21 protein-coding genes and 4 pseudogenes are annotated in these 25,797 nt (G+C 59.2%); 12 read left to right on the top strand and 13 right to left on the bottom strand.

Translation table 11 applies throughout. The annotated features are described in order from the left end of the window. Both istB and SK35_RS26035 read left to right on the top strand, forming a co-directional pair. Positions 1-780: IS21-like element ISKpn7 family helper ATPase IstB (gene istB / locus SK35_RS26030; protein ID WP_004152394.1), on the top strand; the 780-nt coding region annotated here is incomplete at its 5' end. A gap of 386 nt (positions 781-1,166) precedes the next feature. Continuing rightward, complete coding sequence (locus tag SK35_RS26035; protein WP_004152396.1) at positions 1,167-2,048, top strand: carbapenem-hydrolyzing class A beta-lactamase KPC-3; 882 nt, start codon at positions 1,167-1,169, stop codon at positions 2,046-2,048. A 249-nt stretch (positions 2,049-2,297) separates the two neighbouring features. Here SK35_RS26035 and SK35_RS26040 read toward each other — a convergent pair whose 3' ends face one another. Together SK35_RS26040 and SK35_RS26045 are read right to left on the bottom strand one after the other, a co-directional pair. Beyond that, a complete protein-coding gene (locus SK35_RS26040) occupies positions 2,298-3,617 on the bottom strand; it encodes an IS1182-like element ISKpn6 family transposase (RefSeq protein WP_004152397.1) in 1,320 nt (439 codons plus the stop codon). A gap of 147 nt (positions 3,618-3,764) precedes the next feature. Continuing rightward, a complete protein-coding gene (locus SK35_RS26045; RefSeq protein WP_000509966.1) occupies positions 3,765-4,370 on the bottom strand; it encodes a recombinase family protein in 606 nt (201 codons plus the stop codon). Between the two features lie 94 nt (positions 4,371-4,464). Between SK35_RS26045 and SK35_RS26050 the strand changes: the two are divergent. The 3 genes and pseudogenes from SK35_RS26050 to SK35_RS26060 all read left to right on the top strand — a co-directional run. Then, positions 4,465-5,160: pseudogene (locus SK35_RS26050) on the top strand (DUF4158 domain-containing protein); the annotation flags it as partial. A 64-nt stretch (positions 5,161-5,224) separates the two neighbouring features. Further along, the gene (locus tag SK35_RS26055) at positions 5,225-5,929 is read left to right on the top strand and encodes an IS6-like element IS26 family transposase (protein WP_001067855.1); all 705 of its coding nucleotides are present in this window, start codon (positions 5,225-5,227) and stop codon (positions 5,927-5,929) included. A 5-nt stretch (positions 5,930-5,934) separates the two neighbouring features. Next, on the top strand, positions 5,935-6,336 hold the full coding sequence (locus tag SK35_RS26060; protein WP_251365201.1) for a hypothetical protein: 402 nt from the start codon (positions 5,935-5,937) through the stop codon (positions 6,334-6,336). Here SK35_RS26060 and SK35_RS26065 read toward each other — a convergent pair. Both SK35_RS26065 and SK35_RS26070 read right to left on the bottom strand, forming a co-directional pair. Continuing rightward, positions 6,333-8,540 (bottom strand): annotated as a pseudogene (locus SK35_RS26065) (Tn3-like element Tn5403 family transposase); the annotation flags it as partial. The gene SK35_RS26060 and the pseudogene SK35_RS26065 overlap by 4 nt on opposite strands. Before the next feature lie 53 nt (positions 8,541-8,593). Further along, the gene (locus SK35_RS26070) at positions 8,594-9,298 is read right to left on the bottom strand and encodes an IS6-like element IS26 family transposase (protein ID WP_001067855.1); all 705 of its coding nucleotides are present in this window, start codon (positions 9,296-9,298) and stop codon (positions 8,594-8,596) included. A 49-nt stretch (positions 9,299-9,347) separates the two neighbouring features. Here SK35_RS26070 and SK35_RS27015 point away from each other — a divergent pair. The 6 genes and pseudogenes from SK35_RS27015 to SK35_RS26095 all read left to right on the top strand — a co-directional run. Next, positions 9,348-9,479 (top strand): annotated as a pseudogene (locus SK35_RS27015) (type II toxin-antitoxin system RelE/ParE family toxin); the annotation flags it as partial. A 1-nt stretch (position 9,480) separates the two neighbouring features. Further along, complete coding sequence (locus tag SK35_RS26075) at positions 9,481-9,816, top strand: helix-turn-helix domain-containing protein (RefSeq protein ID WP_001172026.1); 336 nt, start codon at positions 9,481-9,483, stop codon at positions 9,814-9,816. A gap of 14 nt (positions 9,817-9,830) precedes the next feature. Then, positions 9,831-10,166 (top strand): hypothetical protein, encoded by a 336-nt coding sequence (locus tag SK35_RS26080; protein WP_000741275.1) that lies wholly within the window; start codon positions 9,831-9,833, stop codon positions 10,164-10,166. A gap of 23 nt (positions 10,167-10,189) precedes the next feature. Further along, positions 10,190-10,516 (top strand): hypothetical protein, encoded by a 327-nt coding sequence (locus tag SK35_RS26085; RefSeq protein ID WP_000091614.1) that lies wholly within the window; start codon positions 10,190-10,192, stop codon positions 10,514-10,516. Next, complete coding sequence (locus SK35_RS26090) at positions 10,513-10,893, top strand: hypothetical protein (RefSeq protein WP_001054412.1); 381 nt, start codon at positions 10,513-10,515, stop codon at positions 10,891-10,893. Before SK35_RS26085 ends, SK35_RS26090 begins: the two co-directional genes overlap by 4 nt. A gap of 156 nt (positions 10,894-11,049) precedes the next feature. Then, the gene (locus SK35_RS26095; protein WP_032432579.1) at positions 11,050-12,291 is read left to right on the top strand and encodes an HD-GYP domain-containing protein; all 1,242 of its coding nucleotides are present in this window, start codon (positions 11,050-11,052) and stop codon (positions 12,289-12,291) included. 1,357 nt (positions 12,292-13,648) lie between these two features. Here the strand turns inward: SK35_RS26095 and repA are convergent. After that, positions 13,649-14,524, bottom strand: coding sequence for an incFII family plasmid replication initiator RepA (gene repA / locus SK35_RS26100; RefSeq protein WP_024191793.1), 876 nt, complete (start codon positions 14,522-14,524; stop codon positions 13,649-13,651). After that, the gene (gene tap / locus SK35_RS27185) at positions 14,505-14,582 is read right to left on the bottom strand and encodes a RepA leader peptide Tap (RefSeq protein ID WP_011201829.1); all 78 of its coding nucleotides are present in this window, start codon (positions 14,580-14,582) and stop codon (positions 14,505-14,507) included. Before tap ends, repA begins: the two co-directional genes overlap by 20 nt. A 79-nt stretch (positions 14,583-14,661) precedes the next feature. Here tap and SK35_RS27190 point away from each other — a divergent pair. Beyond that, positions 14,662-14,765, top strand: a pseudogene (locus tag SK35_RS27190) (replication protein RepA). Between the two features lie 35 nt (positions 14,766-14,800). Here SK35_RS27190 and SK35_RS26110 read toward each other — a convergent pair. The 7 genes from SK35_RS26110 to traD form a co-directional block, all read right to left on the bottom strand. Then, positions 14,801-15,079 carry a replication regulatory protein RepA gene (locus SK35_RS26110; RefSeq protein WP_008324932.1) on the bottom strand — a complete coding sequence of 93 codons (279 nt, stop codon included), beginning with the start codon at positions 15,077-15,079 and terminating at the stop codon, positions 14,801-14,803. Positions 15,080-15,230: 151 nt separating this feature from the next. Beyond that, positions 15,231-15,776, bottom strand: coding sequence for a phospholipase D family nuclease (locus tag SK35_RS26115; RefSeq protein ID WP_008324931.1), 546 nt, complete (start codon positions 15,774-15,776; stop codon positions 15,231-15,233). 147 nt (positions 15,777-15,923) lie between these two features. Further along, the gene (locus SK35_RS26120; RefSeq protein WP_016247521.1) at positions 15,924-16,715 is read right to left on the bottom strand and encodes a DsbA family protein; all 792 of its coding nucleotides are present in this window, start codon (positions 16,713-16,715) and stop codon (positions 15,924-15,926) included. Further along, positions 16,708-17,427 carry a fertility inhibition protein FinO gene (finO, locus tag SK35_RS26125; RefSeq protein WP_032432550.1) on the bottom strand — a complete coding sequence of 240 codons (720 nt, stop codon included), beginning with the start codon at positions 17,425-17,427 and terminating at the stop codon, positions 16,708-16,710. The genes SK35_RS26120 and finO overlap by 8 nt, the downstream gene beginning before the upstream one ends. A gap of 66 nt (positions 17,428-17,493) precedes the next feature. Next, complete coding sequence (gene traX / locus SK35_RS26130; RefSeq protein ID WP_008324912.1) at positions 17,494-18,231, bottom strand: type-F conjugative transfer system pilin acetylase TraX; 738 nt, start codon at positions 18,229-18,231, stop codon at positions 17,494-17,496. Position 18,232: 1 nt separating this feature from the next. Further along, positions 18,233-23,473, bottom strand: coding sequence for a conjugative transfer relaxase/helicase TraI (traI, locus tag SK35_RS26135; RefSeq protein WP_032432552.1), 5,241 nt, complete (start codon positions 23,471-23,473; stop codon positions 18,233-18,235). Further along, positions 23,473-25,683 carry a type IV conjugative transfer system coupling protein TraD gene (gene traD / locus SK35_RS26140; protein WP_032432554.1) on the bottom strand — a complete coding sequence of 737 codons (2,211 nt, stop codon included), beginning with the start codon at positions 25,681-25,683 and terminating at the stop codon, positions 23,473-23,475. Before traD ends, traI begins: the two co-directional genes overlap by 1 nt. Positions 25,684-25,797 lie beyond the last annotated feature (114 nt).

Genomic DNA, 25,797 nt, shown 5'->3' on the forward strand with positions numbered 1-25,797 from the left:
ATGAACCTCCAGCATGAGCGGATCGACGCCCTGTGCCAGCAACTCAAACTCGAACGGGTGGCAACGCATTACCCCGTCCTGGCGCAGCAGGCGGTGCGCGAGGACTTCAGCTTCACCGACTTCCTGGAACACCTGTTGCGGCATGAAGCGGGGTGTCGCCAGCAGCGCAGCCGCGAACTGCTGACGCGGATGGCTTGCTTCCCGGGCATCAAGACCCTGGAGGACTATGACTTCAGCTTCAACCCCGGCGTGCCCAAGGCACTGGTGCAGGAGCTGGGCAGTCTGGCGTTTGTCGAACGGGCCGAGAACGTGGTGCTGATCGGACCCTCTGGCATCGGCAAGACCCACCTCGCCATCGCCTTGGGTTACAAGGCCGCGCAAGCCGGGGTCAAGACACGCTTCATCACGGCAGCCGACCTGATGCTGCAACTGAGCACGGCGCAGCGACAAGGGCGGCTGAAGGAATACTTCAACCGCGCCATCCTCGGTCCACGGCTGCTGGTGATCGATGAGATCGGCTACCTGCCTTTCGGACGCGAGGAAGCGAACCTGTTCTTTCAGGTGGTGGCGAAGCGCTATGAGAAAGGGGCGATGATCCTGACCTCGAACCTGCCGTTCAGCCAGTGGGCCGACGCGTTTGCCGGCGATACCACCCTGACAGCCGCGATGCTGGATCGGCTGCTGCACCATGCCCATATCCTGACCCTGAGCGGCGAAAGCTACCGCTTGAAGGACAAGAGGAAGGCGGGAGTGGTCAGGAAAAATTCCAAACCCGAATGATCCAGGTGGGTCAGTATTACTTTGGTGATTCAGGGGTAAAGTGGGTCAGTTTTCAGTTGGTGTTGACACCGGCGTACCCTCGGTGCTATCTTCGCGCCCCAATAGTCGGGGCTTGGCCAGGACTTCCTGAGGCCGTCCGTAACGTGGATGCCGAGGTCAGGCGAGGTGGCCGACCCATGAACGCCGACCTGATTCGTTTTTCAATAGCGCTGGACGTTGTGGTGCCAGGGACTTACCAACCCGATGTGTGCCCATCCGGGGCAGTTACAGCCGTTACAGCCTCTGGAGAGGGAGCGGCTTGCCGCTCGGTGATAATCCCAGCTGTAGCGGCCTGATTACATCCGGCCGCTACACCTAGCTCCACCTTCAAACAAGGAATATCGTTGATGTCACTGTATCGCCGTCTAGTTCTGCTGTCTTGTCTCTCATGGCCGCTGGCTGGCTTTTCTGCCACCGCGCTGACCAACCTCGTCGCGGAACCATTCGCTAAACTCGAACAGGACTTTGGCGGCTCCATCGGTGTGTACGCGATGGATACCGGCTCAGGCGCAACTGTAAGTTACCGCGCTGAGGAGCGCTTCCCACTGTGCAGCTCATTCAAGGGCTTTCTTGCTGCCGCTGTGCTGGCTCGCAGCCAGCAGCAGGCCGGCTTGCTGGACACACCCATCCGTTACGGCAAAAATGCGCTGGTTCCGTGGTCACCCATCTCGGAAAAATATCTGACAACAGGCATGACGGTGGCGGAGCTGTCCGCGGCCGCCGTGCAATACAGTGATAACGCCGCCGCCAATTTGTTGCTGAAGGAGTTGGGCGGCCCGGCCGGGCTGACGGCCTTCATGCGCTCTATCGGCGATACCACGTTCCGTCTGGACCGCTGGGAGCTGGAGCTGAACTCCGCCATCCCAGGCGATGCGCGCGATACCTCATCGCCGCGCGCCGTGACGGAAAGCTTACAAAAACTGACACTGGGCTCTGCACTGGCTGCGCCGCAGCGGCAGCAGTTTGTTGATTGGCTAAAGGGAAACACGACCGGCAACCACCGCATCCGCGCGGCGGTGCCGGCAGACTGGGCAGTCGGAGACAAAACCGGAACCTGCGGAGTGTATGGCACGGCAAATGACTATGCCGTCGTCTGGCCCACTGGGCGCGCACCTATTGTGTTGGCCGTCTACACCCGGGCGCCTAACAAGGATGACAAGTACAGCGAGGCCGTCATCGCCGCTGCGGCTAGACTCGCGCTCGAGGGATTGGGCGTCAACGGGCAGTAAGGCTCTGAAAATCATCTATTGGCCCACCACCGCCGCCCTTGCGGGCGGCATGGATTACCAACCACTGTCACATTTAGGCTAGGAGTCTGCGCGGCAGAGCCGTGTGACCGGTTTTCTGTAGAGCACTGACGATGGCGGCGGCGCTCTCTGCAATTGGCAAGGCGTCGGCGCCAAGGATACCAATCTTGCGGCGCGCGGCGTGTTATGACGACTGGGGTGCATTTGAGCCGCCCCATTTAACCTTCGCCCTCACAGATACGCCATTCGCCTCAGATTTAGCGCCATGCAGACGAGCTTCCACTCGGCTTGCACCTTGTCCAGGCCCCTCATGCTGAACTGACGCAATCCCATCACCGCCTTGATCCAACCATTCGGAGCCTCCACGATCGACTTGCGCCGGCGGTAAGCTGCATCGCCTTGCTCCGTTTTCAATTTCGCCGCAATCGCCGCCGTATGCGGATGGGTCTTGGCATTGACCTTGGCATCTTCACGTCCCTCGCGGCCGAGGGCAACGATGACATCGCCGTGGTGATCGGCGACCTTTGCCAGAACAGCCTCACTACGGAATCCCGCATCCGCCAGCGTCTGGGCCGGCATTTCTCCGGTGTTGGCCTGAACTGCTGCCAGCATGCCCAGCAGCGCCTGACTGTCCGCGGCGCAGTTGGTCAACTCCGCCGCCACGATGATCTGGTGCTCGGCATCGACCGCTGTGTACCCGTTGTAGCTCTGCTCGGAGCCACCACCGGCGTGTTTCATGATCCGGCTGTCCGGATCGGTGAAGCTTTCCTGATCACGGTCATCCGGCACACCAAACTCGCGTTTGTACGAGCCACCGCCCTTGTCCGAGCCATCCGGATGGCGAGGCCGGCGGCCATCGTCTTCGCTGCGCCCCCGGGCCTGGTCCGCTTCACGCTGGCGCGCTTCCAGGCGCGCCTTTGCCGCCTGGATCGCCTCCAGGCGCTTCTCGCGGCGAGAAATCTCGGCAGGAATGTCCAGCTCCGGCTCGTTACGCTCCTGGTCGTCGGTAGCCTTGGCGCGATCAAGCAGCGCCTTGATCTCGCAATGCAATTCGTCCTCGGCCGGCTTCATGCGCTTATAGCTCATCGCCTTGTGGCGGCTGGCGTTGGCTTTTACCTTGGTGCCGTCGACCGCGATCGTGCCAAGCTTCACCAGCCCACATTCGCGCGCCAGTTGCACCACCTGAACGAACAAATTCTCAAGCTCGGTCAGGTGTAGGGCACGGAAGTCACTCAGCGTGCGGTGGGCCGGGAAGTTTCCAGCGGCCAGCACACGCAACGCGACATCCTCGTACAGCTTCCTGGCTAGTTTGCGCGAAGAGAAGACGCCGCTCGCGTAACCATAGATCAGCACTTTGACCATCATCGCCGGATGAAACGGCTGATTGCCCGGACCACCGCCGGCATACCGGGCGTGGAATGCGCTCAAGTCCAGCGTATCGACAGTCTCGCTGATGAAGTAGGCAAGATGCCCTTCAGGTAGCCACTCTCCCAGAGAAGGGGGCAGCAGATAGGATTGGTCGGGTCGGTAAGGAAGGTAACTGGCAGCCATCCCCGTATCGTCCTCGATCTTCCGCCGATTTGGCTTCTGCCGCGCAGGCTCCTAGGCCACCGTAGCTAAACATACGAGAAAAACCGCTTCTTGAGCGCTCTCTGAGACCACCTTGGGGTCGGTTCCGGCTGAGGGCGAAATGACACCCTAAGCGTTAGCTCTGTGTCGTTGCACGATGTCAGCGACGGTATTCTTGCTGATACCGAGCTCGCGTGCGATCCAGCGATAGCTGCGTCCCTCGGCCCTCATCGCAACCACCTTAGGCAAAAGTCGGTCTGATTTTGGTCGCACTCCGGCCTGACGACCAAGCCTCTTACCACGTGCCTTCGCAACAGCAAGGCCTGACTTGACCCGCTCGCTGATGAGATCCCGCTCAAACTCCGCAATGCCGGAAAGAAACGTCGCCAGCATTCGTCCATACGGCGACGAAAGATCGAACGCCATTCCATTCATGGCTATCACGGAAACCTTCCAGTTCTCCAGTTCACGTAGCGTATTGAGCAGATCGAGCGTCGAGCGCCCCCACCGGGAAAGCTCAGTGACCAGGATTGCATCAATTTGTCTGGACTGGGCAAGCGCCAGGACTTTCTTTCGCTCGGCCCGGTCGAGTTTAGTTCCTGAACCTGTTTCCTTAAATATTCCCACCACGTCGTAGCCGGCACGGCCGGCGAAGGCTCGCAGATCAAATTCCTGGCGTTCACAAGACTGATCCGCTGTTGAAACCCGGCAGTAAATGGCGGCACGATGTCCCAATTGAACCCTCCTGGATTTTTGTATCGGAACGCCCTGATTTATATGGGCTGGCTGTTGTCCAAAACAGACTATACTTCAAAAGGGACGAATTTGTATGTCACGACGCCATATTTTCACCGAACGGCAGCGAGCAGCGCTGTTCGATCTGCCCACGGACGAACTGTCGCTACTGAAGTTCTACACGCTGGGCGATGATGACCTGGAAAACATTAGGCAGCGCCGCAGACCGGAAAACAGGATTGGCTTTGCCCTGCAACTTTGTGCCTTACGATATCCGGGCCGTGCACTGGCTCCTGGTGAGATGATCCCGCGTGAAATCCTTTCCTTCGTCGGTGCTCAGCTTGGAGTTCCGGCTGATGCGCTTCTCACTTATGCCACACGGCGCCAAACCCGTCAGCAGCACATGGACACGCTGCGCGAAATTTACGGCTACAAGACCTTCACGGGCCGTGGTGCCCGTGATCTGCGGGAGTGGACTTTCGGCCAGGCCGAAGATGCCAGATCAAACGAGGATCTTGCTCATCGTTTTATTGTGCGGTGTCGGGAAACTTCCACCATTCTGCCCGCAGTATCGACAATCGAGCGCTTGTGCGCGGATGCTCTGGTCGCCGCTGAGCGGCGGATTGAAACGCGGATTGTGGAAAATTTAACAGCGGATGTTCGCGATCACCTGGACAAACTTCTGAGTGAAATGCTCGCCGGCAATATCAGTCGTTTCATCTGGCTTCGCAACTTCGAGGTTGGTAACAACTCGGCTGCTGCTAACCGTTTGCTCGACAGGCTCGAATTTCGGCACTGTTGCAAATAGTCGGTGGTGATAAACTTATCATCCCCTTTTGCTGATGGAGCTGCACATGAACCCATTCAAAGGCCGGCATTTTCAGCGTGACATCATTCTGTGGGCCGTACGCTGGTACTGCAAATACGGCATCAGTTACCGTGAGCTGCAGGAGATGCTGGCTGAACGCGGAGTGAATGTCGATCACTCCACGATTTACCGCTGGGTTCAGCGTTATGCGCCTGAAATGGAAAAACGGCTGCGCTGGTACTGGCGTAACCCTTCCGATCTTTGCCCGTGGCACATGGATGAAACCTACGTGAAGGTCAATGGCCGCTGGGCGTATCTGTACCGGGCCGTCGACAGCCGGGGCCGCACTGTCGATTTTTATCTCTCCTCCCGTCGTAACAGCAAAGCTGCATACCGGTTTCTGGGTAAAATCCTCAACAACGTGAAGAAGTGGCAGATCCCGCGATTCATCAACACGGATAAAGCGCCCGCCTATGGTCGCGCGCTTGCTCTGCTCAAACGCGAAGGCCGGTGCCCGTCTGACGTTGAACACCGACAGATTAAGTACCGGAACAACGTGATTGAATGCGATCATGGCAAACTGAAACGGATAATCGGCGCCACGCTGGGATTTAAATCCATGAAGACGGCTTACGCCACCATCAAAGGTATTGAGGTGATGCGTGCACTACGCAAAGGCCAGGCCTCAGCATTTTATTATGGTGATCCCCTGGGCGAAATGCGCCTGGTAAGCAGAGTTTTTGAAATGTAAGGCCTTTGAATAAGACAAAAGGCTGCCTCATCGCTAACTTTGCAACAGTGCCAGCGGATGGATATGCACCGGCCGTTATCGAACAAATGACCACAGGCGCTGCCTACAATCTGGCTTATCCACGAATCCCGTTAAAACGCTCTGAGAACGCCACCAGCGAACGGAAGCGAAAACCTGACGTGGACATTCAGGGAGAGCCTTGCGAGCGCTTTGTGACCCAGCGGAGCGGCGCAGCGCAGACAAAATTCAAGAATCTCCTTGTTGAGAATTTCGCGGGTCGGTGTGCGGTCACGGGATGGGTTAATGGTGGTGTGCTGGTAGCGGCTCATATCGAGCATGGGACGCGCTACAACCCTTCGAACGGCATCCTGGGGTCGGTTCCGGCTGAGGGCGAAATGACACCCTAAGCTTTCGGTTCCTTGGGCCAAAGATATTCGCCAGTCAGTAGAATGTGCGCCCAGCCCAATGGGGATATGTGGGGAAGAAATTCAGGGGGAACATCCAACCCTTCGTTCCGCCGCTCCGTGACGGCATGACCAAGATGGACGGTATTCCAGTAAATGATCACCGCAGTCAATAAATTGAGCCCAGCGATTCGGTAGTGCTGCCCCTCTGTCGTGCGATCGCGAATTTCCCCCTGCCTCCCGATACGGAGCGCATTTTTGAGCGCATGGTGGGCCTCTCCCTTGTTAAGACCGATCTGAGCACGCCGCTGCATGTCCGTATCCAGGATCCACTCAATAATGAAAAGGGTCCGTTCAATACGACCAACTTCACGAAGCGCAACTGCAAGGTTGTTTTGTCGTGGGTAAGAAGCGAGCTTGCGCAGGAGTTGGCTGGGCCTGATTTTGCCAGCGGTCATCGTCGCGGCACAACGGAAAATATCAGGCCAGTTCGCAACGATAAGATCCTCCCGGGCTTTTCCACCTACCAACTTGCGTAACTCCCTGGGGGTCGTATCGGGATTAAATACGTACAACCGCTTCGATGGCAGATCCCTGATTCGCAGAACGAGATTGTAGCCGAGCAGGCTACTGGCTCCGAACAAATGGTCGGTGAATCCTGCTGTATCGGCATACTGTTCGCGAACATGGCGACCGACCTCGTTCATCAGTAGTCCATCGAGAATATACGGTGCCTCGCTCACGGTCGCCGGGATCGACTGACAAGCGAATGGCGCGAACTGGTCGCTTACGTGAGTATACGCTTTGAGGCCGGGAACAGAACCATATTTGGCATTGACCATGTTCATGGCTTCGCCATGCCGCGCTGTCGGGAAAAACTGACCATCGCTCGATGCTGACGTGCCCATCCCCCAGACGCGTGACATCGGCAGTTTACCCTGCGCGGCCACCACAATTGCCAATGCCTGGTTCATGGCTTCGCTTTCAACATGCCAGCGGGCAAGGCGTGAGAGCTGCCAGTAATCATGCGTGTTTGTAGCTTCCGCCATCTTACGCAGGCCCAGATTGAGCCCTTCAGCGAGCAGGACGTTGAGCAGACCGATCCGGTCGCGACATGGAGCCCCGGTTCTCAGATGGGTAAACGCATCTGTGAAACCAAGGGCTGCATCAACTTCAAGCAGCATGTCGGTAATCCGAACGGACGGCATTCGGCGATACAGATCCAGTATGAGTGCCTCGGCACCATCCGGCACGTCTGCTGTCAACCTGTCGATCCGCAACGTTCCATCTTCTATGCTACCGTGCGGAATAGTGCCGTTACGGGCAGCCCGGGCCAGCCGCTTAAGAGCGATCGTGAGTCGCGCCTTTCTGTCTGCCAGCCAATCCTGTGGGTTGGAAGGCACGGCCAGTTTTGCATTTTCCTGCGCCGCGATCATCGGCACCAGTACCTGCTTGAGGTCACCATAGCGGCGCGAATGAGCGAGCCAGACATCTCCGGAACGAAAAGCATCCCGGAGGTGAAAGAGTACCGCCACTTCCCAAAGACGGGTATCTCCTTTTTCCTGAGCTCGTAAATGACGGTTCCATTTGGAGCTGGGCCGCAGGAAACGCCTTTCTGGCGATGCAACACCTTTCATCTCTCCGATCGACAAAGCTGCTGCTACCAATGGTCCGGCGACCGGCGCGGCTTCGAGCTTCAGACAGCGCAACATGCGGGGCGCATAACGACGAAAGCGATGGTATCCCTGCCCGACATATGCAAGAGGCTCATCGGCTAGCGTGTTGCTGAGTTGAGTCCCTGTCGCTACCAGTTGAGCGAGCCGGTCCCATGCAACCGAACTGGCGACAGCCATCTCCAGCGGGGTTCCGTCACTGCGGGCCTCAAGCAACGAAGCTCCCAGCGCGGTGAAGGTACGGATCGTATCCGCGAGTGTGGCTTTAGAGCCGGAAATTGTTTCGTCATGCTGGCGCTTCGCTTCCCGCCAGGTTTTTCCTACGATCCTGTCATGGGTTTCGACTATGGCATCAGCAATCGCCGCTTCCCACTCCACAACACAGACGGCAAGGATCGCCCAGCGGCGGTCCGAAGTGATGTCACGCAAACCGTCGGTGAAGTAGCGTTCACCCTGCCGACGCAGCCGGGCAATGCGATGGGCAGGTATGCTGGCCAAAGCACTATGATTGATATTCAGGGTACGCAGAAATTCGGGCACTGTTGCAAAGTTAGCGATGAGGCAGCCTTTTGTCTTATTCAAAGGCCTTACATTTCAAAAACTCTGCTTACCAGGCGCATTTCGCCCAGGGGATCACCATAATAAAATGCTGAGGCCTGGCCTTTGCGTAGTGCACGCATCACCTCAATACCTTTGATGGTGGCGTAAGCCGTCTTCATGGATTTAAATCCCAGCGTGGCGCCGATTATCCGTTTCAGTTTGCCATGATCGCATTCAATCACGTTGTTCCGGTACTTAATCTGTCGGTGTTCAACGTCAGACGGGCACCGGCCTTCGCGTTTGAGCAGAGCAAGCGCGCGACCATAGGCGGGCGCTTTATCCGTGTTGATGAATCGCGGGATCTGCCACTTCTTCACGTTGTTGAGGATTTTACCCAGAAACCGGTATGCAGCTTTGCTGTTACGACGGGAGGAGAGATAAAAATCGACAGTGCGGCCCCGGCTGTCGACGGCCCGGTACAGATACGCCCAGCGGCCATTGACCTTCACGTAGGTTTCATCCATGTGCCACGGGCAAAGATCGGAAGGGTTACGCCAGTACCAGCGCAGCCGTTTTTCCATTTCAGGCGCATAACGCTGAACCCAGCGGTAAATCGTGGAGTGATCGACATTCACTCCGCGTTCAGCCAGCATCTCCTGCAGCTCACGGTAACTGATGCCGTATTTGCAGTACCAGCGTACGGCCCACAGAATGATGTCACGCTGAAAATGCCGGCCTTTGAATGGGTTCATGTGCAGCTCCATCAGCAAAAGGGGATGATAAGTTTATCACCACCGACTATTTGCAACAGTGCCGTTCGTCCTGCACTGCTTCCAGAAGAAGAGCAAGAGCGGAATCGCCACGCCAAAGGCCGACATGGACATCATCCGCGCTCGGCTGAAGGTGGCCGAGGTATTGGCACAGGAGCTATGAAATGCAAAAACGAATCATTGAAGGCGTCGAGGTTCAGCGCAGCTCGGGCAACGTCTTTGCCGACCTTGGACTGCCTGACGCTGAAAAGCTCAAGATCAAGACCGGCCTGGTGGTCGAGATCAGGAGGGCCATGCGCGCCCTTGGGCTGACTCAACAAGCGGCGGCCAAACGCATGGGCATCCCGCAACCGAAGGTGTCGGGCATGATGCGCGGCGACTTCACCAATCTATCCGAACGCAAGCTGATGGATTGTCTGAATCGCCTCGGCTACGACATCGAAATCAAGGTACGGCCAGCAGCCGAGCCGATCGGGCATCTAACGCTCGCAACCGCTTAATCGGAGCTCTCCTGATGGCAGCCCGCATCACCGACGACGAATGGGACGAACTGACTCCCGAGAATTTCGATACCACGGCACTGCTGCGTGCAGTCGATGCCGTGGACGTGCTGCGCGGCGATTTGAATGACAGCGCAGACGGCGCACCTCCGCAACTGCGCACCGACCTGTTGAAGCTGCATCAACTGGCAATGGCCGCGTTCAACGAGGGATCACGCAGCCGAGTGGCTGAGCTATTTGATCTCGCCGTGGATCTTCAGGATCAGGTTGATCATCTGATGACCTCGCTGGAACAAGTGCAAGAAACCCTGTCCCGGTTGACGGCGCTCTACCCAGAAAGCCTGTCCTGAATGTTCTTGGAGACAACCACATCATGAGCCGCAGCCGCCGCAAAACGCCCATCGTTGGGCACACGACCTGCCGTAGCGAGCGCGAGGACAAGAAACTCTGGCATCAGCGCTGGCGAACCCACGAGCGCACCGCGCTGGCCAGCGCGTCGCCGGAAGCTCTATGCGCCCATCTGCCTCTACTGGAAAACCAGGTCAGCAACGTCTGGTCGATGGGTAAGGATGGCCGCTCCTACTGGCCCATCAAGCGCCAGGCCGCCACGGCGGATCGCATTGCCAACCACAAGGGACGCAATCCGCAAGAGCGCGCCTCCCTGAAAAAGCGTCTGCTGCGCAAGTGGATGAGCAAATGAACCTGTCCACCATCGAGGCGCTGGCTATCGCTTGGGCGCGAATCGCTGAAGAAGCAGAACTCCCAGCCGGCTACGAGGGCACGGCGACGCCAGAGGCGCATCGGGCCTGCGAGGTGATCCAGGAGCGGATTCGAGAGCACGTCGTCGCCACCAATGACATGCGGCTGTTCGGCCTGCTGCACCTGCTTGGGCAGGCGTCGCTGCGCATGGAGCAAGCGCTGTGGCCGGAAGAATATGCGCGGATGACCCGCGAGGTCGAGGAAGCTCTCCGAGAGGCCGACGACCCCAACGCCAAGTCGTACACCCACGAAGAAGTCATGCAGGCGATGCAGGAACGCATCGACCGAGCGCGAGACAAAGCCATGTTGATCGGCTGACGGAAATTTCGGCGGTTCCGGCTGATCCAAGAATCTTGGCGTGACCTTACCTCCGCTCTACCGCTGGGTGCCAGCCTCGGCGCACGCCTAACCACCCAACTCAGAAAGGAAAATAAGTTGGTAAAACGCATTCCCGTATCCGAGCTTCGTCTCGGCATGTACATCCACAAGCTCGCCGGCTCTTGGTTTCGACACCCATTCTGGCGCGGCAGCTTCCTGCTGACCGAGCCTCAGGATCTCTCTGCCATTCGAGAATGTGGCGTCGGGGAGGTCTGGGTCGACTTGGCCAAAAGCCAAGTCGACCCAGAGAGCCCAGAGAGCCCAGAGAGCCCAGAGCCCAGAGCCCAGAGCCCAGAGCCCAGAGCCCAGAGCCCAGAGCCCAGAGCCCAGAGCCCAGAGCCCAGAGAATTGTCGGAGGAGCAATCTCTGCCGTCTAGTCCACTAAGCAAGAAAAGTGACGGCGCAACCTCAATGGAGAGCGAAATGTGTTATGCACGGAAACTCTGTCTTGCGGCCAAGTCCCAAGTCATGGACATGTTCCAGGAAGCCCGGCTTGGCAAGGCCGTCGACCCAAGCACGACGTTGCCGCTGGTCGGAGAAATCGCTGCCTCGGTGCTGCGCCAACCTCATGCCCTCATCAGCGTCGCACGCATCAAAACGCACGACGATTACACCTACCTGCACTCGGTTGCCGTCTGCGCCCTGATGCTATCGCTGGCCCGGCATCTCGATCTAGACGAGGAGCAAACGCGCCTGGCTGGCATCGGCGGACTGATGCACGACCTAGGCAAGGCCGCGATGCCGCTGGAAGTGCTTAACAAACCAGGCAAGCTCACCGATGCCGAGTTCGCCATCATGAAGCGCCACCCTGTGGAGGGCGCAAAGATGCTGCGCGCAGGCGGGGCCGAGCCCGGGGTGGTGGACATTGCCCTGCACCATCACGAGAAGATCGACGGAACCGGCTACCCGGATCGCTTGGCCGGTGACGCCATTTCACTCCTGGCCCGCATGGGCGCAATCTGCGACGTCTATGATGCCGTGACGTCGGAGCGAGCCTACAAAAAGCCGTGGGACCCGTCCGCGGCGATGCGGCAGATGGCCAAGTGGGAGGGCCATTTCGACAAACGCATCTTCCACGCCTTCGTCAAGGCCGTGGGCATCTACCCCGTCGGCTCCTTGGTTCGCCTGTCCTCTCAGCGTCTGGCCGTTGTCGTTGAGCCGGGAATGGAATCACTGCTGACTCCCAAGGTTCGCGTGTTCTTCTCGCTACGCTCGAGAGAGCCGATCCCGATGCAGACCATCGACCTGGCGGCCACGAGTTGCAAGGACAGTATCACTGGCCCCGAAGACCCGACGCTCTGGAACTTCAAGAACCTCGACGACTTGTGGATGGAATAGCCCCCACAAAACGACGGCCCCGTGAGGGAGCCGTTGAACATCGTCGAGCGATGCCCGTCCAGGGAGGGATGGCCGAGCTCGATTCTCCAGAAGGTAGCTGGTGACACGAGTGTTGAGCCCACCCAACTAGGGTGACGGAAATTTCTGGGGTTCCGGCTTACATCCCCTGACTACGCCTTAGCGTGCTTTATTTTCCGAATTCTGAGACGACCCCATGAAGGCGCCAGCTTGAGCTGAATGTGGCTCTTCTGGTTAGTGGCGCCGTAGCCCGGCGCAGCCGGTTGATCTATAGAGGATCGCTATCAACCCCCCCTTCCCTGCAAAGCCATAACCCGCTAATCGCGACGCAGAAGCATCTGTGCGCCATCGGAGTGGTCACGACAAGGCGTAGCCGCAGTCGGGGCGTATCTCCGCGTTAGCGGGCCGTCAGGGCCGCTTACGGGCGTGTACTAAAAACTCACAGCGACACTACTCACAGCCACTCAGAATTCTAGTTACAACATCCATCATTAAAAGCGACGTTGTTCCGGGCCTTCGGCCCGGGGCGGCCTCGCTTTTCAGTGGTGGGGAGGGGCTGTGAGGGTTCAGGCAGGCACTGTTCCTGCTTTTGAGTGAGTATTTTGAATGTTGTAACTATATGTGCCGTGCCGGGGCCCGTCGCGTAGCGATGGGAGCTACTTGGGGTCAGTTTGGATATAGAGAATTATTGTACGGTAAGCCTGTTTTTTGAACAGGCTTACCTGTAGCAATAGGGTGTACTCCCGCGCTATACAGCGTTTTCAGGGGATTTTGTCTTAATCGGATAACCTAAATGCGATACAGCAAGAGCGACAACCTAAAAGCGATAGCCACTGACGATAAATCAATCACTTACGTATCCGAATTGGTTAAATAATGTGCTTAACGTACAAAAATTTCCGATCTCCAAACTGACCCCTACTTTAGGCAGTTGCCGAACCGGCGCGGACGTGAGTCCGCTGCAAGGGCGGGCATTTTCAGGAGCCTGTCCACAGGTCAGGCGACGAACAGGTTATATATTTATATGAATGAAATAAAAGATATTTAAAAGAAGTATAGAGCAGGTTTTTAAAGGAAACCACGCACTTTGAAATCAGGTCGGCTGGCGCTCTGTAAGCATAACGGTTGTAACCTTATGGAAAGGTCCCTTGCAGTTATTTGTGGGTAACTGAATCTGGCGACGAGATGTGCCACTCTGATGCAATTTCTGGCCATTCTGATGGCGGAATGGGGTGAATGTCAGGAAGGACGGCCGTCATTTCGTGCAGAAAACCGTCAACGATGGACTGCAGACGTGCGAAACCCTCCGGCGCCAGCCGGATTTTTCACACAGGAAGGGTTATATGGGGACGGTGGCCAGCCGCGTGTAGTTGTTACCACGCGACATCAGCATGCGCTCTTTCACGCGCCGCTCCAGCTCACGCTGGAGAGCATCCCTGTCGCCGACGAAACGCCCTTTGGCGTAGTCACGCGTCAGCTGCTGTTTCACCAGCGTCACAATGTCCTTACGGGCTCTGTCCGCGTCACGTCGGGCGCGGGCGCGCTTCAGGCCATGCTGTTTACGTTCGGACTGGTAGCTGCGGAACCGTTCGCGCACAAACCGCCAGGCCTTCGCTATCAGCTCGTCCATCTCCAGCGGCTTCAGGTTCTGCTTCTTACGCTGCTGATTCTCCCATTCCACACGGCTGCGCCTCGCGGCCACAACGGCCACGTCAGAGACGTCGAGCGCGGAGAACAGTGCCGGCGTGAAGGTGATATCGGTCGGGATATTGCAGCCAATCTGCGGGTCATACTCGGTCTGATAGGTAATCAGCCCCAGCTCCGCCATAAACGTCAGCGCCCGCGTGGCGCGGGTGATGGACAGATTACCGCTTTTCGACTCGGTGGCGAGACCGCACTCGATGGCCAGATTGGTGATGGAGCGCTGAACGCGGTTGGCCAGCGGGTCATAGTGGAAACACAGCCCCTGGAGCAGGGCATCGATGGCCCGGCGGCGCAACAGTGGCGGCATCCGGTGACGTTTACCCAGCGAGCGTAAGAACGCCACATGGATGGAAAAGTCAAAACGGGACGTGAAGCCTTCGGCTTTCGCCATCAGCTTACGACAGAACGGCAGTGTCTTTTTGCCTTCACGCGGCGTGAATGCCGGGTTCGGGTTTTTGACCTGACGGTAATGGGAGAACAGGGTCTGGGCGTCAGTCACACCTTCCCGCACTTATGTTGCACGGAAGGAGTAAATGGCACAGAAACGGGTATTGCAGTTTTCTGAGCATAAAACTATACTCCCTGCATAGAGCAACAGCTTCTATACAGTTTAAGTAGGCCCCGTTAATCTTCTCTTAGTCGCCAAACCTGGTGAAGATTATCGGGGTTTTTGCTTTTCTGGTCCCGGGTAGACACCTCATCAGAACCAGTTCCCTGCCACCTTATGGCGTGGCCAACCAAGAATTCACTAAAACGATCAGTAATCTAGCATCCAATGAGAAAACGTTCAAGAATGTGAAGTCTTTACATCGAGAACGCCGCGTTCAGAAAGTTCACGTTCGAGTAAGGTCTCAATAAACTGAGCTTGAGTGAGCCCTTCCTCTTCACAGATCGTAATCATCCAATCTTTAAGAGGATTTTTAACAAAAACCTTCACTTCTTTATGTGTTTCACGTTTACGCGCAATCGCGGCAAGCTGTCTTTCACTCGCCGACATCGGCTTACCTTTTCGGTAAGAACGCTTTTCTTTCGATGAGGAAGTTACTGCATTTTCGATCTGCGACATCTCTGCCTCCTCAAGGATCAAACTTGGATCGTTTGCAGAGAATACTACAGATATCTGAAATCAGCGACTTAACTTTACGCGAAGGTGTGAGCCATGTTGGCGCATGGTTCACCAGGATAGATGTAGATTGCGGATCAAATGACGATGCGACTTAGTATGAAGAATGCCAGTCCGTTCCTCCGTCCCAGCGCGACTGCCAGTGCTGAAGGTAGGTTTGTGCCACTTCCGGCACCTCATTAATAACCAGCACATTCTCGCTATTCCGCGATGCAGCAGAGCGAGTGTAGTTAAAGCTACCAGCCTCAACTGTATGATTATCAACAATAATGACTTTGTCATGCATGATGGCGTAGCGACCGTTGGTGCGCAGCGGAATTCCCGCGTTCACCACGATGTTCATCGCCGCCTGGCTGGCTTTGCTCCGGTTGCCCTTTTCATCAAGCACTATCTTCACATCCACACCACGACGTTTTGCCCTGACAAGCGCACTAACCACCTCCGGAGACGTAAATGAGTAGCCCATCAGCCGAATTTCCTGCTGTGCTGACTCAATCGTCTTAAGGACCAGCTGCAACGCGCTGCCTTCAGGTGAAAAGCCGACCTGAACGGAGGATGCCGCTGCTGCGGGCTGAATACAGCTCAGCGAAAGACATACCAGACCGGACACGGCCAGCTGGCGAAAGGTGAACTTACGCATTAAATAACCTCAGAAATACTGTTCGGATGTGTTAACCAGAAACGCCGGAGACGGGGAAAACTTGCTTTTACCCTTCTCCGGGGTTGGACAACTGAGCACGGCGAAGGCGTCAGTCTCTTTTAGCGGTATCAGTTGGCGGACGCCTGATTATTTTTTGGTATCACCGGCAGCATGACTGATGGCCTGCTGCAGGGCCTCCGCGCTGGTGTATCCCGGAATAACCGTCACGTTATCAGCACTGGCGCCGGCTGACGGGAGAACCACCAGGGCCGGGGTACCGCTGAAGCCCAGCTGCTGCGCAAGTGTGTTTATGCCATCCAGGGTCCCCTGAACATCTGGGGCTGTTTTCGCATCGAACTTCACGGCTTTTGCGGCCGCGCTGATATCAGCATCGGTCAGCTTACCCTCGTTGTGGGCGGTAGCGTAAATCGCGTTGTGATAGTTAAGGTAAGCATCGGCCCCCTTCTGCTTCCAGATCTGAAGCCCGGTTTTCGCCGCACTGAGCGACGTCGGCCAGCGCTGGCCAAATATCGGGAATTCCTTGAACACAAAGCGCACGTCCGGGTTAGCTTTTATTACCTTCTCCAGTTCCGGCGCCAGGCGGGCACAGTAGATGCACTGGTAATCAAAGAATTCAACGACCGTCACTTTCGCATCAGCAGGACCATATGATGGTGTGCCTTTATCGTTCAGCAGCGCTGCCTGATTCTGAACCACGGCGGCCGTCATCGCCTGCTGCTGCTTCTCCTGCTGTTGGGCCTGCAGCTTCTGGCTGACCTCAACCAGCACTTCCGGATGAGCCAGCAGGTAGTCTTTCGCGATTTCACCAATGCGGGCTTCCTGTTCCGGGGTAAAGGCAACGGCAGGTTTCTCTGCTGCCCCCGCCACGCCGGAGACCAGAAGGCCTGCGGCAAGCATGACTGAAAGGGTTTTATTCATGTTCATCCTGTGTTTTTCTCTTCTCGGTTGTTATCAGTTCGTTCCGTGCACGGGTGGCGACGCTTCTGACCGCCCTGCGCTGTCGTTTAGCGTGCTCCTGAGCCCTGCGCTCCACGGCATACGCCGCCTCCTCCGCACTCACCGCTGCGACCGGTTCACCGGCAAGGTTTTTACGCCACGCGCCCACCGTCATGGCGCCCAGATACGCATCCGAGCGGGTGACGGCGGCAAGGCAGCGTTTCAGCGTCTTCACGGAAATCTCCAGCCCGCGCCGGCGAATGTCATTGACCATTGCCTCCCGGATGTTGACCGCCAGGAGCTGCGGCTGGCCGTCCGTCACCAGGGCTGGCCAGCAACGCTTCAGGAGCGCGAGCGCGTCCGCAAGCGGCATGACCTTCCGGTACACCGGTTCCGGGGCAGGTTTGCGCCTGGCCGCCCGCATGGCCTCCCTCTCCTGGGCCTGTTGCTCAGCCCACTGCCGGGCTTTCTCTGCTTTTCTGGCGGCCTTCTCGTCCGCCTGCGCCTTTTTCGCGCTCTCATCCACCGCCTGCTTCCTGACCTTCCAGGCAGGCGTCGTGTTCACCACCACGGTCTTTTTACGCGTGACCCGGCCCGGACCCGCACCGTCCGGTTCACTGTTGCTTACGGCACGCTGACCTTCTGGCTCCGCTTTGCGGCGCAGCGTCAGCGTGGGGCGCCCCTGCTCTGTCATCCTGCCTCCGGATAAATCTGTTTCACGTATACTCCCCTGACTGACCCTATTCTGACACGGCAGATATCACATCACCATCAGTCCGATGACGGCAAGGTGCACCGCGTAGAACAGCGGGAAAAATTCGCGCGGCCAGAACCTCGGCACGCGGCAACAGGTCCGGCTCAGCACCGTCAGGGTAACGCCGGGTATTACCAGACCCGCGATGGCAAAGGCGGGGCTGTCCGCGGCATTCAGCGCGAGTATCGCCAGTGCCAGACACAGCGCCAGCCCCGTGCGCGTGGTGCGCCGGCCCGTCATACATACGCCGCAGGCCAGCATCAGCATCACTACCCCCGCCAGCCCGTAGCTTCCCGCCGAAAACGGCAGCCAGGCCAGAACCAGCATCAGGGAGAGCGGCCACGTGCGCGGCCCGTGCCGCTGCATCATCGCCAGTGCCTGTCCGCTGACCGCAAAGGCAAACAGAATATTGCCCAGGTCCGGGCGCAGCCCGGCCAGTATCCAGCCGCCCTGCGCCACCCCGGCCCATATCCAGAGCCGGTTCAGGGCGCGCTGCTGAATCTGCGGATGGCGGGCGAGGTTCATGGCCCAGACCAGGCCAAAGAGCGGAAACGCTCCCCGACCGGCAAGACGCAGCCAGTCATTATCCAGTCCGCACAGCATGCTGATGTGGTCGGCCACCATCAGCAGCAGCGCCACGGTTTTGATAAGGTCGGTCTGGCCCGGCGTCCACACAAGCAGACGCTGCAGCCAGCAGTCGGCCACCACCACAAGGGGGAAGAGCGGATGGTTTTCAGCGCGCATATCAGTCGCCTCCCAGAGTCTTTTCACGCTCAAGGTCTCGCACCGTTTCGCGCTCCATCTGCTGCAGGCGGTCCCGCTGCACGCTCTCGCGCACCACCTGAGACACCGCCTCATCCCGGCGGCGTTCTTCCGGCGCATCCGGCAGCGTGAGGGGAGATGCCGGCGTTTCTTTTATCCGATCCATATCCCGCACCACATCCCGGACGGCGACGTCAGCCCCTCCGGCCGGCCTGTCGCCGCTGCGGGCCATCTCGCGGACCGCCTCTTCGGCACGCTTATCCAGCTCCCGCTGCACCTCAGCCTCCCGGGCCTGCTGTGCCAGCACCTCCGGCGGCACCGTTTCTGCGGGCTGCGTACCGGTGGCATCGGGCAGGCCGTCGGCCCAGACCCGACCGCCGGTAATGGCGCCGGGGTTCCACGGTCGCGCCTCGCCTTCGAGCCGCACCACCACGCCGCTCTGCGGATTCTCCCTCGCGAGCCGCACGCCCTCTTCCATATCCCGCGCCAGCAGCGACTCGCCGTTACGGCTGGCCTGCAGACCCGCAAACGCCGCGTCCCCGCTGCCCATCACCCGGCCTTCACCAGCGAGCCCCTTAAGCTGCCCGTCTCCGGACGTCAGGGCGCTCAGCCAGACGCCCGCCTTCCTGCCGTTGCGGTCGAAGGCCGGGAGCGCCACGTGCAGCTGCGGGTATTTACGCCCCGGCGAGATATATTTCGCCATCGAGCCCTCGGGCTGCAGCCCGGCCTGGCGCAGCGCGGCGCGACCGGCAGGCACCTCACCCAGCGCTTTTGCCGTCGCCGTCAGGCGGGCGGCATTCGCGACGGCGCGGTCGCCGCGCGGCTCCAGAATGTCATGCGCCGTACTTTTCGCCTGCGATTTTTCCATCGCGGCCACCCACTTATCCCGGTTGTCGGTATAGACCTGCGCGTGCTGCTTCATGCGGCTCAGCGCCACGTAGGCTGACTCGAAGCTCACCATCCGCTTACGTCCGCCGTCCGTACCCTGCAGGGAGATGGAGAAGGGCTCGCTCGCACCCTGTGAGCCTTCAACGGTGACGGCATAGGCCAGGTCGATGTGCTGCTCTGCCTGCTCGGCTGACGGCGTGAGCGTACGGGTCTGTTTCCCGTCCGACAGCGTGACACTGTCACCTTTTATCTCACTGACCGACCAGACGCTGTTGGCCACGAAGCCCCGCTCGTTGTCGCTTTTCGAAAAGCGCATCCGGTCGCCTTCCGACACGGTAATGGTGTCCTGACGGTAGAGCGTGACGCCCTCTGTCGCCGCCTGCGCGGGCGACAGGCTGCGGGTGTTGCCCTGCGCATCCTTCAGCATCACCAGGTGCGCCTCCCCGTCCAGCGCCTCAATGCTGTAATAGGTGCTGTCCAGCAGAACCAGGCTGTCGCGGGATGCCTCCCACGTTGCCATGCGCCGCAGCTCCCCGTCGCGGATATTGGCAGGCGTGAGAACCGGCAGCGTGACCTCTTTTTCGCCCACCTCGCCGGCACCCTGACGGGCGTCATGAATCATGGCGTTCACCTGGCGGCGGTCGGCGTTCAGGGCGGTGATAACGATGGTCTGCGCCTGCGCCTCTGACGTGCGCCCCGTGTAGTCCTTCACGATGGCCTCCAGCAGCGTCGCGGGCTGCCCGCCGGGCATCAGGTCGCCGGCCGCCACGGCTTTCGCAATGGCCTCCTCCCGTTCGCGGCTGAACTCCATGACGGAGCTGTCCGGCTGCCAGGCATCCGCCCTGCGCGGCACCTGTGCCGGCGCCACGCTCTCAATGGTCGTCAGGGCGCTGCCGATATCGCGGCTAATCAGGCTGTAGACGGCAGGTTTTAGTTCCGGCGTCTGGCGGACGATCTCCTGCATCACCGCCACGTCAATGGCGCTGCGCTTCTGCAGCAGGCGGAAGGGCTGGCCCGGGGCAATGGACTGCAGCTGGTCGGTATCCCCGCTGGAGACCGCGCGCCCCCCGCCCCCGGCAATCAGGCTGTACGCCTTCGCCATGTCGGCGTTACCGACCATTGAGCTTTCATCCACGAGAAACAGCACGTTGCTGAAGTCCGTTCGTTCGCCGCCGCGCAGCTGCTGCTGCGTGTCGTGAATAAAGGCCGCCAGCGTCTGCGTTTCAGGCACGCCCGCATCGCGCATCTCGCTCACCGCCCGGTGGGTGGGGGCCACGCCGATAACGCGCGGCTGCTCCCGTTCCGGCAGCGTGCCGATGGCCGACATGACTGCCCGGAACTGGGTGGTTTTACCCACCCCGGCGTAGCCCTGCACCAGGGTAAAGCGGTCGGGGGATTCAAGTATCATGCGCGTGGCGCTCCGCTGCCCGTCGGTCAGGCCCGCCAGCTGCGCGTCCGGAACCTTATCCATCAGCGGGGTGACGGCCTCCTTTCCCTCAAGGACGTGGCGGATAATGCTTTTTTCAGCGTTGTACGACTGGCGTGAGACCAGCAGCTGCAGGCCGTTTCCCGGCGATACCGGCACCGACAGCAGGTCGCCGCTGCGCACCTGACGGTCCGCTTCCTTTTCGATGGCCTGCAGGCTGAGGCTGTCCTGCTCAAATTCTTTCGCGGCGGCCATCAGTTGCGGCTTCGTGAACGCCAGGCCGTTCCCCTCCAGCACCGGAATGGCCAGATGGATAGCCTGCTGCTCCGGCGTGTGCAGACCGGCCTTCTGGTGCGCCAGGGCATCATCGAGCCTGTCATGCCCCGCCGCATCCTTAATCTGTTCGGACACGACGCTCCAGGCAGACTGACGCGACAGCTTCTCCGTCGTTTTCTGCGCCGTCTGCGCGGAATAGAGCCGCACCGCCCGGCCGCTGAGCGCCAGTTTGTTCAGCGTGGTGTTATCCAGCTCGCGCTGCGACAGCGAGGCAAAAACCGTGGCGCTGTCGCTCACCGAGCGGCCCGGCGACTCCACCCAGCCTTGAACCACCTTCGCGGCGGTAAACGGGCTGTCGCCGGCGGGCAGGACCACGTCCGCCTTACGCCCCGGCAGGCTGACGACGAGCCCCGCCTCCCCGAGCGCCTTAACGGTCACCGTATCGCCTCCCCTGAGCCGCGTCCCCTGCGCCTGACCCAGCACTGCCAGACGGTCGCCTTCGGCCACCTGCAGCGTGCCGGTGCGGTACAGCGACCAGCTGCTGTTGAGTTCAGACAGGCGGGTCACCCGCGTCTCACCCTGGGCGTTGCGCAGCGTCAGGCTGTTGTTGCGGCCCGTCACGCGGTCAATGACAAAGCGTTCCCGGCTGCGCTCTTCGGCATTCGAGCGCTCCATGACCATCCCCTCCCGGTAGTGGTCGCGCACCTGCTGATGGCGGCTGTCGAGCCAGACCGGCTCCAGCGTGGTGATACTGACCTCCCGCTCGCCCAGCACCTTTTCCGCCTTAAGCGCCTCGCGGACTACGCCTGCGAGCACCGCCTGCTCGCGCGGACCGGTGACCTGCGCCACGCTGTGTTCACCTGCGCGGACGCTTCGGGCAAAGTCAGCGGCCAGGCGGTCATACCGCTGCCGCCGGTCAGGCTCGCTGATAACCGAGACCTGCGTCTTCTCACCGCCCTGCCACGCGAGCGTGCTCACTCCCGCTTCCTTCATGACGGTGAGGGCGCTGCCGGTCCCGGTGCGCTGACCGCTGTCGGCAATCAGCAGCTGGACGTTATGGCGCAGCGCACCGTCGAGCAGCGTGAGCGTTTCTTTCAGGGTCAGCTTCTCCCCCTGGTCCACAATCAGCGTGCTGCCGGGCGTAAAGGCCATGCCCTCCGTCAGCCCCCGCCTGTCGGTGATATGCTCGCCGCTGAGGCGCTCATCCTGCATAAGGGCGCTGCGCGAACGCCTGTCGGCGGCGATAATCTGCACGTCACGCCCCTGTTCGCGCGCCATCATCGTCAGCTCCGCCACGCGCTCACGCTGGCCGGCCGCCCCGCCCTGACCCGAAATGATCGCCACCGGCGGACGGTCCTGGGCCAGGACACTCACGGCATCGCTGTATGACCGGCTGCGGGGCACGCTTTTATCCGGAAAAATGTCGGCCTGCCCCGTCCGCTGTAAATCGCGGGTCATCGCCGACACCGACAGCTCATCCAGCACGTGGATGTTCGAGGTAAACAGCCCCTTCTCTTTATCCAGCGGGATGAGCTGCTCATTTTTTATCGCCGCATCGATGCCGTCACGCGCCATCTCCACCATGCCCGACCGCGCGGGCAGCTGCCCGAGGGTGGTGGCCAGCAGTTCGGAATACGTGAACCGCGCCCGCCGGTCGCTCAGCATCGCGATGGCCTGCCCGACGCTGCTGTTAATATCAATGGCTTCAGGCGTCGTTGCGGGAATATTCCCCTGCACAACCCGCAGGTCTGCCGCCTCACGGTAGGCTTTAATGTCAAACCCCGTCTCTTTCAGGGTCTGCATCCACTCGGCCATGCGCTGTTCGGGGTCAACCTTCTGCTTCGACTGGCGGGTATCGAGCGCCGCCACGTCGCGGGACTTCAGGGACGCGTCATCCCCGACCGCCTCGCTGATGGTCCTGCTGCGGCTGGAATACGGCTCCGTCGGTACGCCCTTCAGCTCCCACATGCCGTGTTTGCCGACCGTCTCAGTCTCATAGCCCATCGCCGCGACGTCATCCTTCAGCGCGGCACGATACAGGCGGCCAAAGGCAATCTGGTTGGCGTAGATATTCTCAATAAACCCGGTTTTACCCACTTTGTCGCTGCTGAGCGTTCGCCACTCATCGCCATGCTGAGTGGCATTGGCCACCACCGCGTGGGTGTGCAGCTGCGGCTCCTGGTCGCGGCTGGTATCGTGGTTAAACAGCGCCATCACCAGGTTGCCGGTCAGCTGCGTCTCGCTCCTGCCCTCCGTCATAACCCGCGTGGAGGCCATTGCCTCTATCTGCTTAATGGCGGTCTCCACCGCGCGGTTGTGTGCCTCAATAAGACGCTTGTCGCCTCCCAGCATGGCCATCACGGAGACACTTTTGGGCGCAGAGAAGGTGAAGTCGTAGCCCGGACGGTGTTTGTTCGCCCCGTCCTGAGTCCGGCTGAGGTCGCTGCCGTCCGGCAGGCGTCCCTCCAGAACCTTCGTAAAGACCTTCTGGTCCACCCCGCCGCTGAGCCCCAGCGCTTCAGCCCCTTTTCCGGCCCAGCGCTCGCCCATACTACCGATAACGTAGTAGTTGTCCTTGTCGGTGTAATAATTGCCCGCGCTGCCGGCGGATTTTACCGATCCGATGCTCATCATCAGATGTATCCTCCCGGCTCAAGATCCTTTTCAGGCGCCCGGTGAACGTTGATGTTCACTTCTTCACGACGCTGCCTCTCCTGAGGAGACAGTTCGTCCTGCTCCGCCTGCCACGCCTCCCATGCCGCCATATCCACTACTTCACCGCTTTCACTGATGCCGGGCGGCAGCTGCTCTGCCTCTTCCGCCTTTGTCTTCAGCTCAGGCTCCACACCGCCGGCGCCTGCCGCACCTGCTACGGATGCCGCGTCTGCAGCGCGGGGCGCGGGCGTCAGTTGCTGTGGCTGCTGTGGCTGCTGTGGCTGCTGTGGCTGCTGTGGCTGCTGTGGCTGCTGTGGCTGCTGTGGCTGACCAGCATTCTCCGCACCGCCCTCTGGCGCGACAACTTCGGCATCCGGTTCAAAGAGCATGGCGATGCTGCGGGATTCATGTTCACGTGCAGCCAGCGCGGCATTCAGGCGTTCCTCCGCTTTCCCGTCGATGGTGCGCGGAATGAATTCCGGTGCCACCTTTGGACGCTGCTGATACTTCAGCGCCATTTTCACGGCAGGATAAGGTCCGGGAAGCGTGACGTAGCAGGAGAGATCCGGCAACGTCTGGACGTCGGAGTAACTCACCAGGGTGACGCGCTCCATGTCCTTGCCGACCGAGGTACCGTCGCGTACCGGGTCCACACCGTAGGAATACTGCTCGGACGCCTTGAGGATTTCTTTTTCACCGATTTCGCCAACGGCGAACTCGGCGATATTGCGCGACGGCGAGCGGAAGAAGGCACGGGTGTTCAGCACGTCGAACAGCGTTTCCGCCGGCTTCTGCCCGTAAATATCTTCCAGCTGGGCGTAGGACTGAATGCCAATGACGTAGCAGCCGCCAAACTTACGCGCCTCCGGCAGGATCTCAACCAGGTCCGGCAGCTTGTGCAGGGTAGGCAGCTCGTCGGCGAAGATCCACACGCGGCGGTTACGGTTTTCCCCCATCGCCAGCAGCCCGCGAATGGCGATGGACAACCACATGGAGATAACCGGCTTGAGGGAAGCGTGGGTGTCAGCATTGGAGGAGATAAACAGCCAGCCGTTTTTACCATCCTCACGAACGCCGCGCATCCAGTCGCGTATGGTGAATGACTCGCCGTTATTTTCGATGCCCTGCAGGTAGCGGATAGCCTTGACGTAGTTGGTCAGCACGGCGCGGATGGAGATGGCCGTTTTCTCGATTTTCTCTTCCACCAGGTTCGCCGCCGGGGAGTTTTTCAGGTACGAGCGCAGCTTCTCAATCTTGATGGAAAGCAGCGTGTCGACCAGCTTGCTGTAGCTGCGGTCCTTGTCGTTGCGCATCAGATATGCGGCTTCGGCAAAGATGGTACGTCCCGACCCCTGCCAGAAGGGGTCTTCCTTCGTGCCCATAGGAATAAGCGTGTTGGAAACGTTGTCGAAGTCAGGCTGCGTCAGGCACTCCCGCCACAGGTCCCATGCAGCGCAGCGCGCATCCAGCGGGTTAAGGATTTTATCTGTGGCCGGATCATAGTAGCTTTTGACGAACTCACAGGAGCGGTCATACACGATGACCATATCGCCACGCTGGCGGGCGTAGTTCATCAGACGGCGGATAACTTCTGATTTACCGGCCCCGACGGTACCGTGCAGACAGAAGTTCTGGATCTCCGAGTCCTTAATAAGCGGCAGCTCACCGATTTTGATGTCGGATGCGAGACCGTCGCGCCTGAGCATTTTCGCCACCGCTTTCGGGTCGTCAGTCAGCTGGCGCCCTCCCGTTATCTCGTCCTCACTCTGCTGCTTACCCTGATGGCCCAGAATCCAGGTGGTGACAAAGAAGGTAATAACGCACACCACGGCCGCGATGATGGCAGCAAGAATAAAGGCCGTCCAGACCTGGTCGGCGCACCACTGGATATATTTGTCCTGCAGTATTTGCTGCGCGTTGTACTTCAGCTCATGGCCGTAATAACGGATGGTATAGACAGGCTGGGATTTAAAAATATCGCGCATGGGGGCCAGCGTCTGACACCAGTAATAAACCATGCCGTTCACGAACGTCTGCCAGGTCAGTTTAACCGACAGCGTAATCGCGACAATGATGCCGAAGAGAATGACGAGACAGTACACGATGATATTGGCAATTTGACTGAACATACGGATACGCATGCTCGCGATCTGACCGCCCTGGGTCATATCCTTAGCATTAAAACTCATATTAGCCTCATAGAGGTTGGTCTATATGTATAGCGACCATGATTTCAGAAAGCAATTGATTTAATGTCATCCGTTACAAAACACTAGGATGACATCATTTAACTAAAGGCGGGG

Origin of the sequence: Citrobacter sp. MGH105 (assembly GCF_001037485.2) — a bacterium.
Lineage (GTDB): Bacteria > Pseudomonadota > Gammaproteobacteria > Enterobacterales > Enterobacteriaceae > Citrobacter > Citrobacter portucalensis.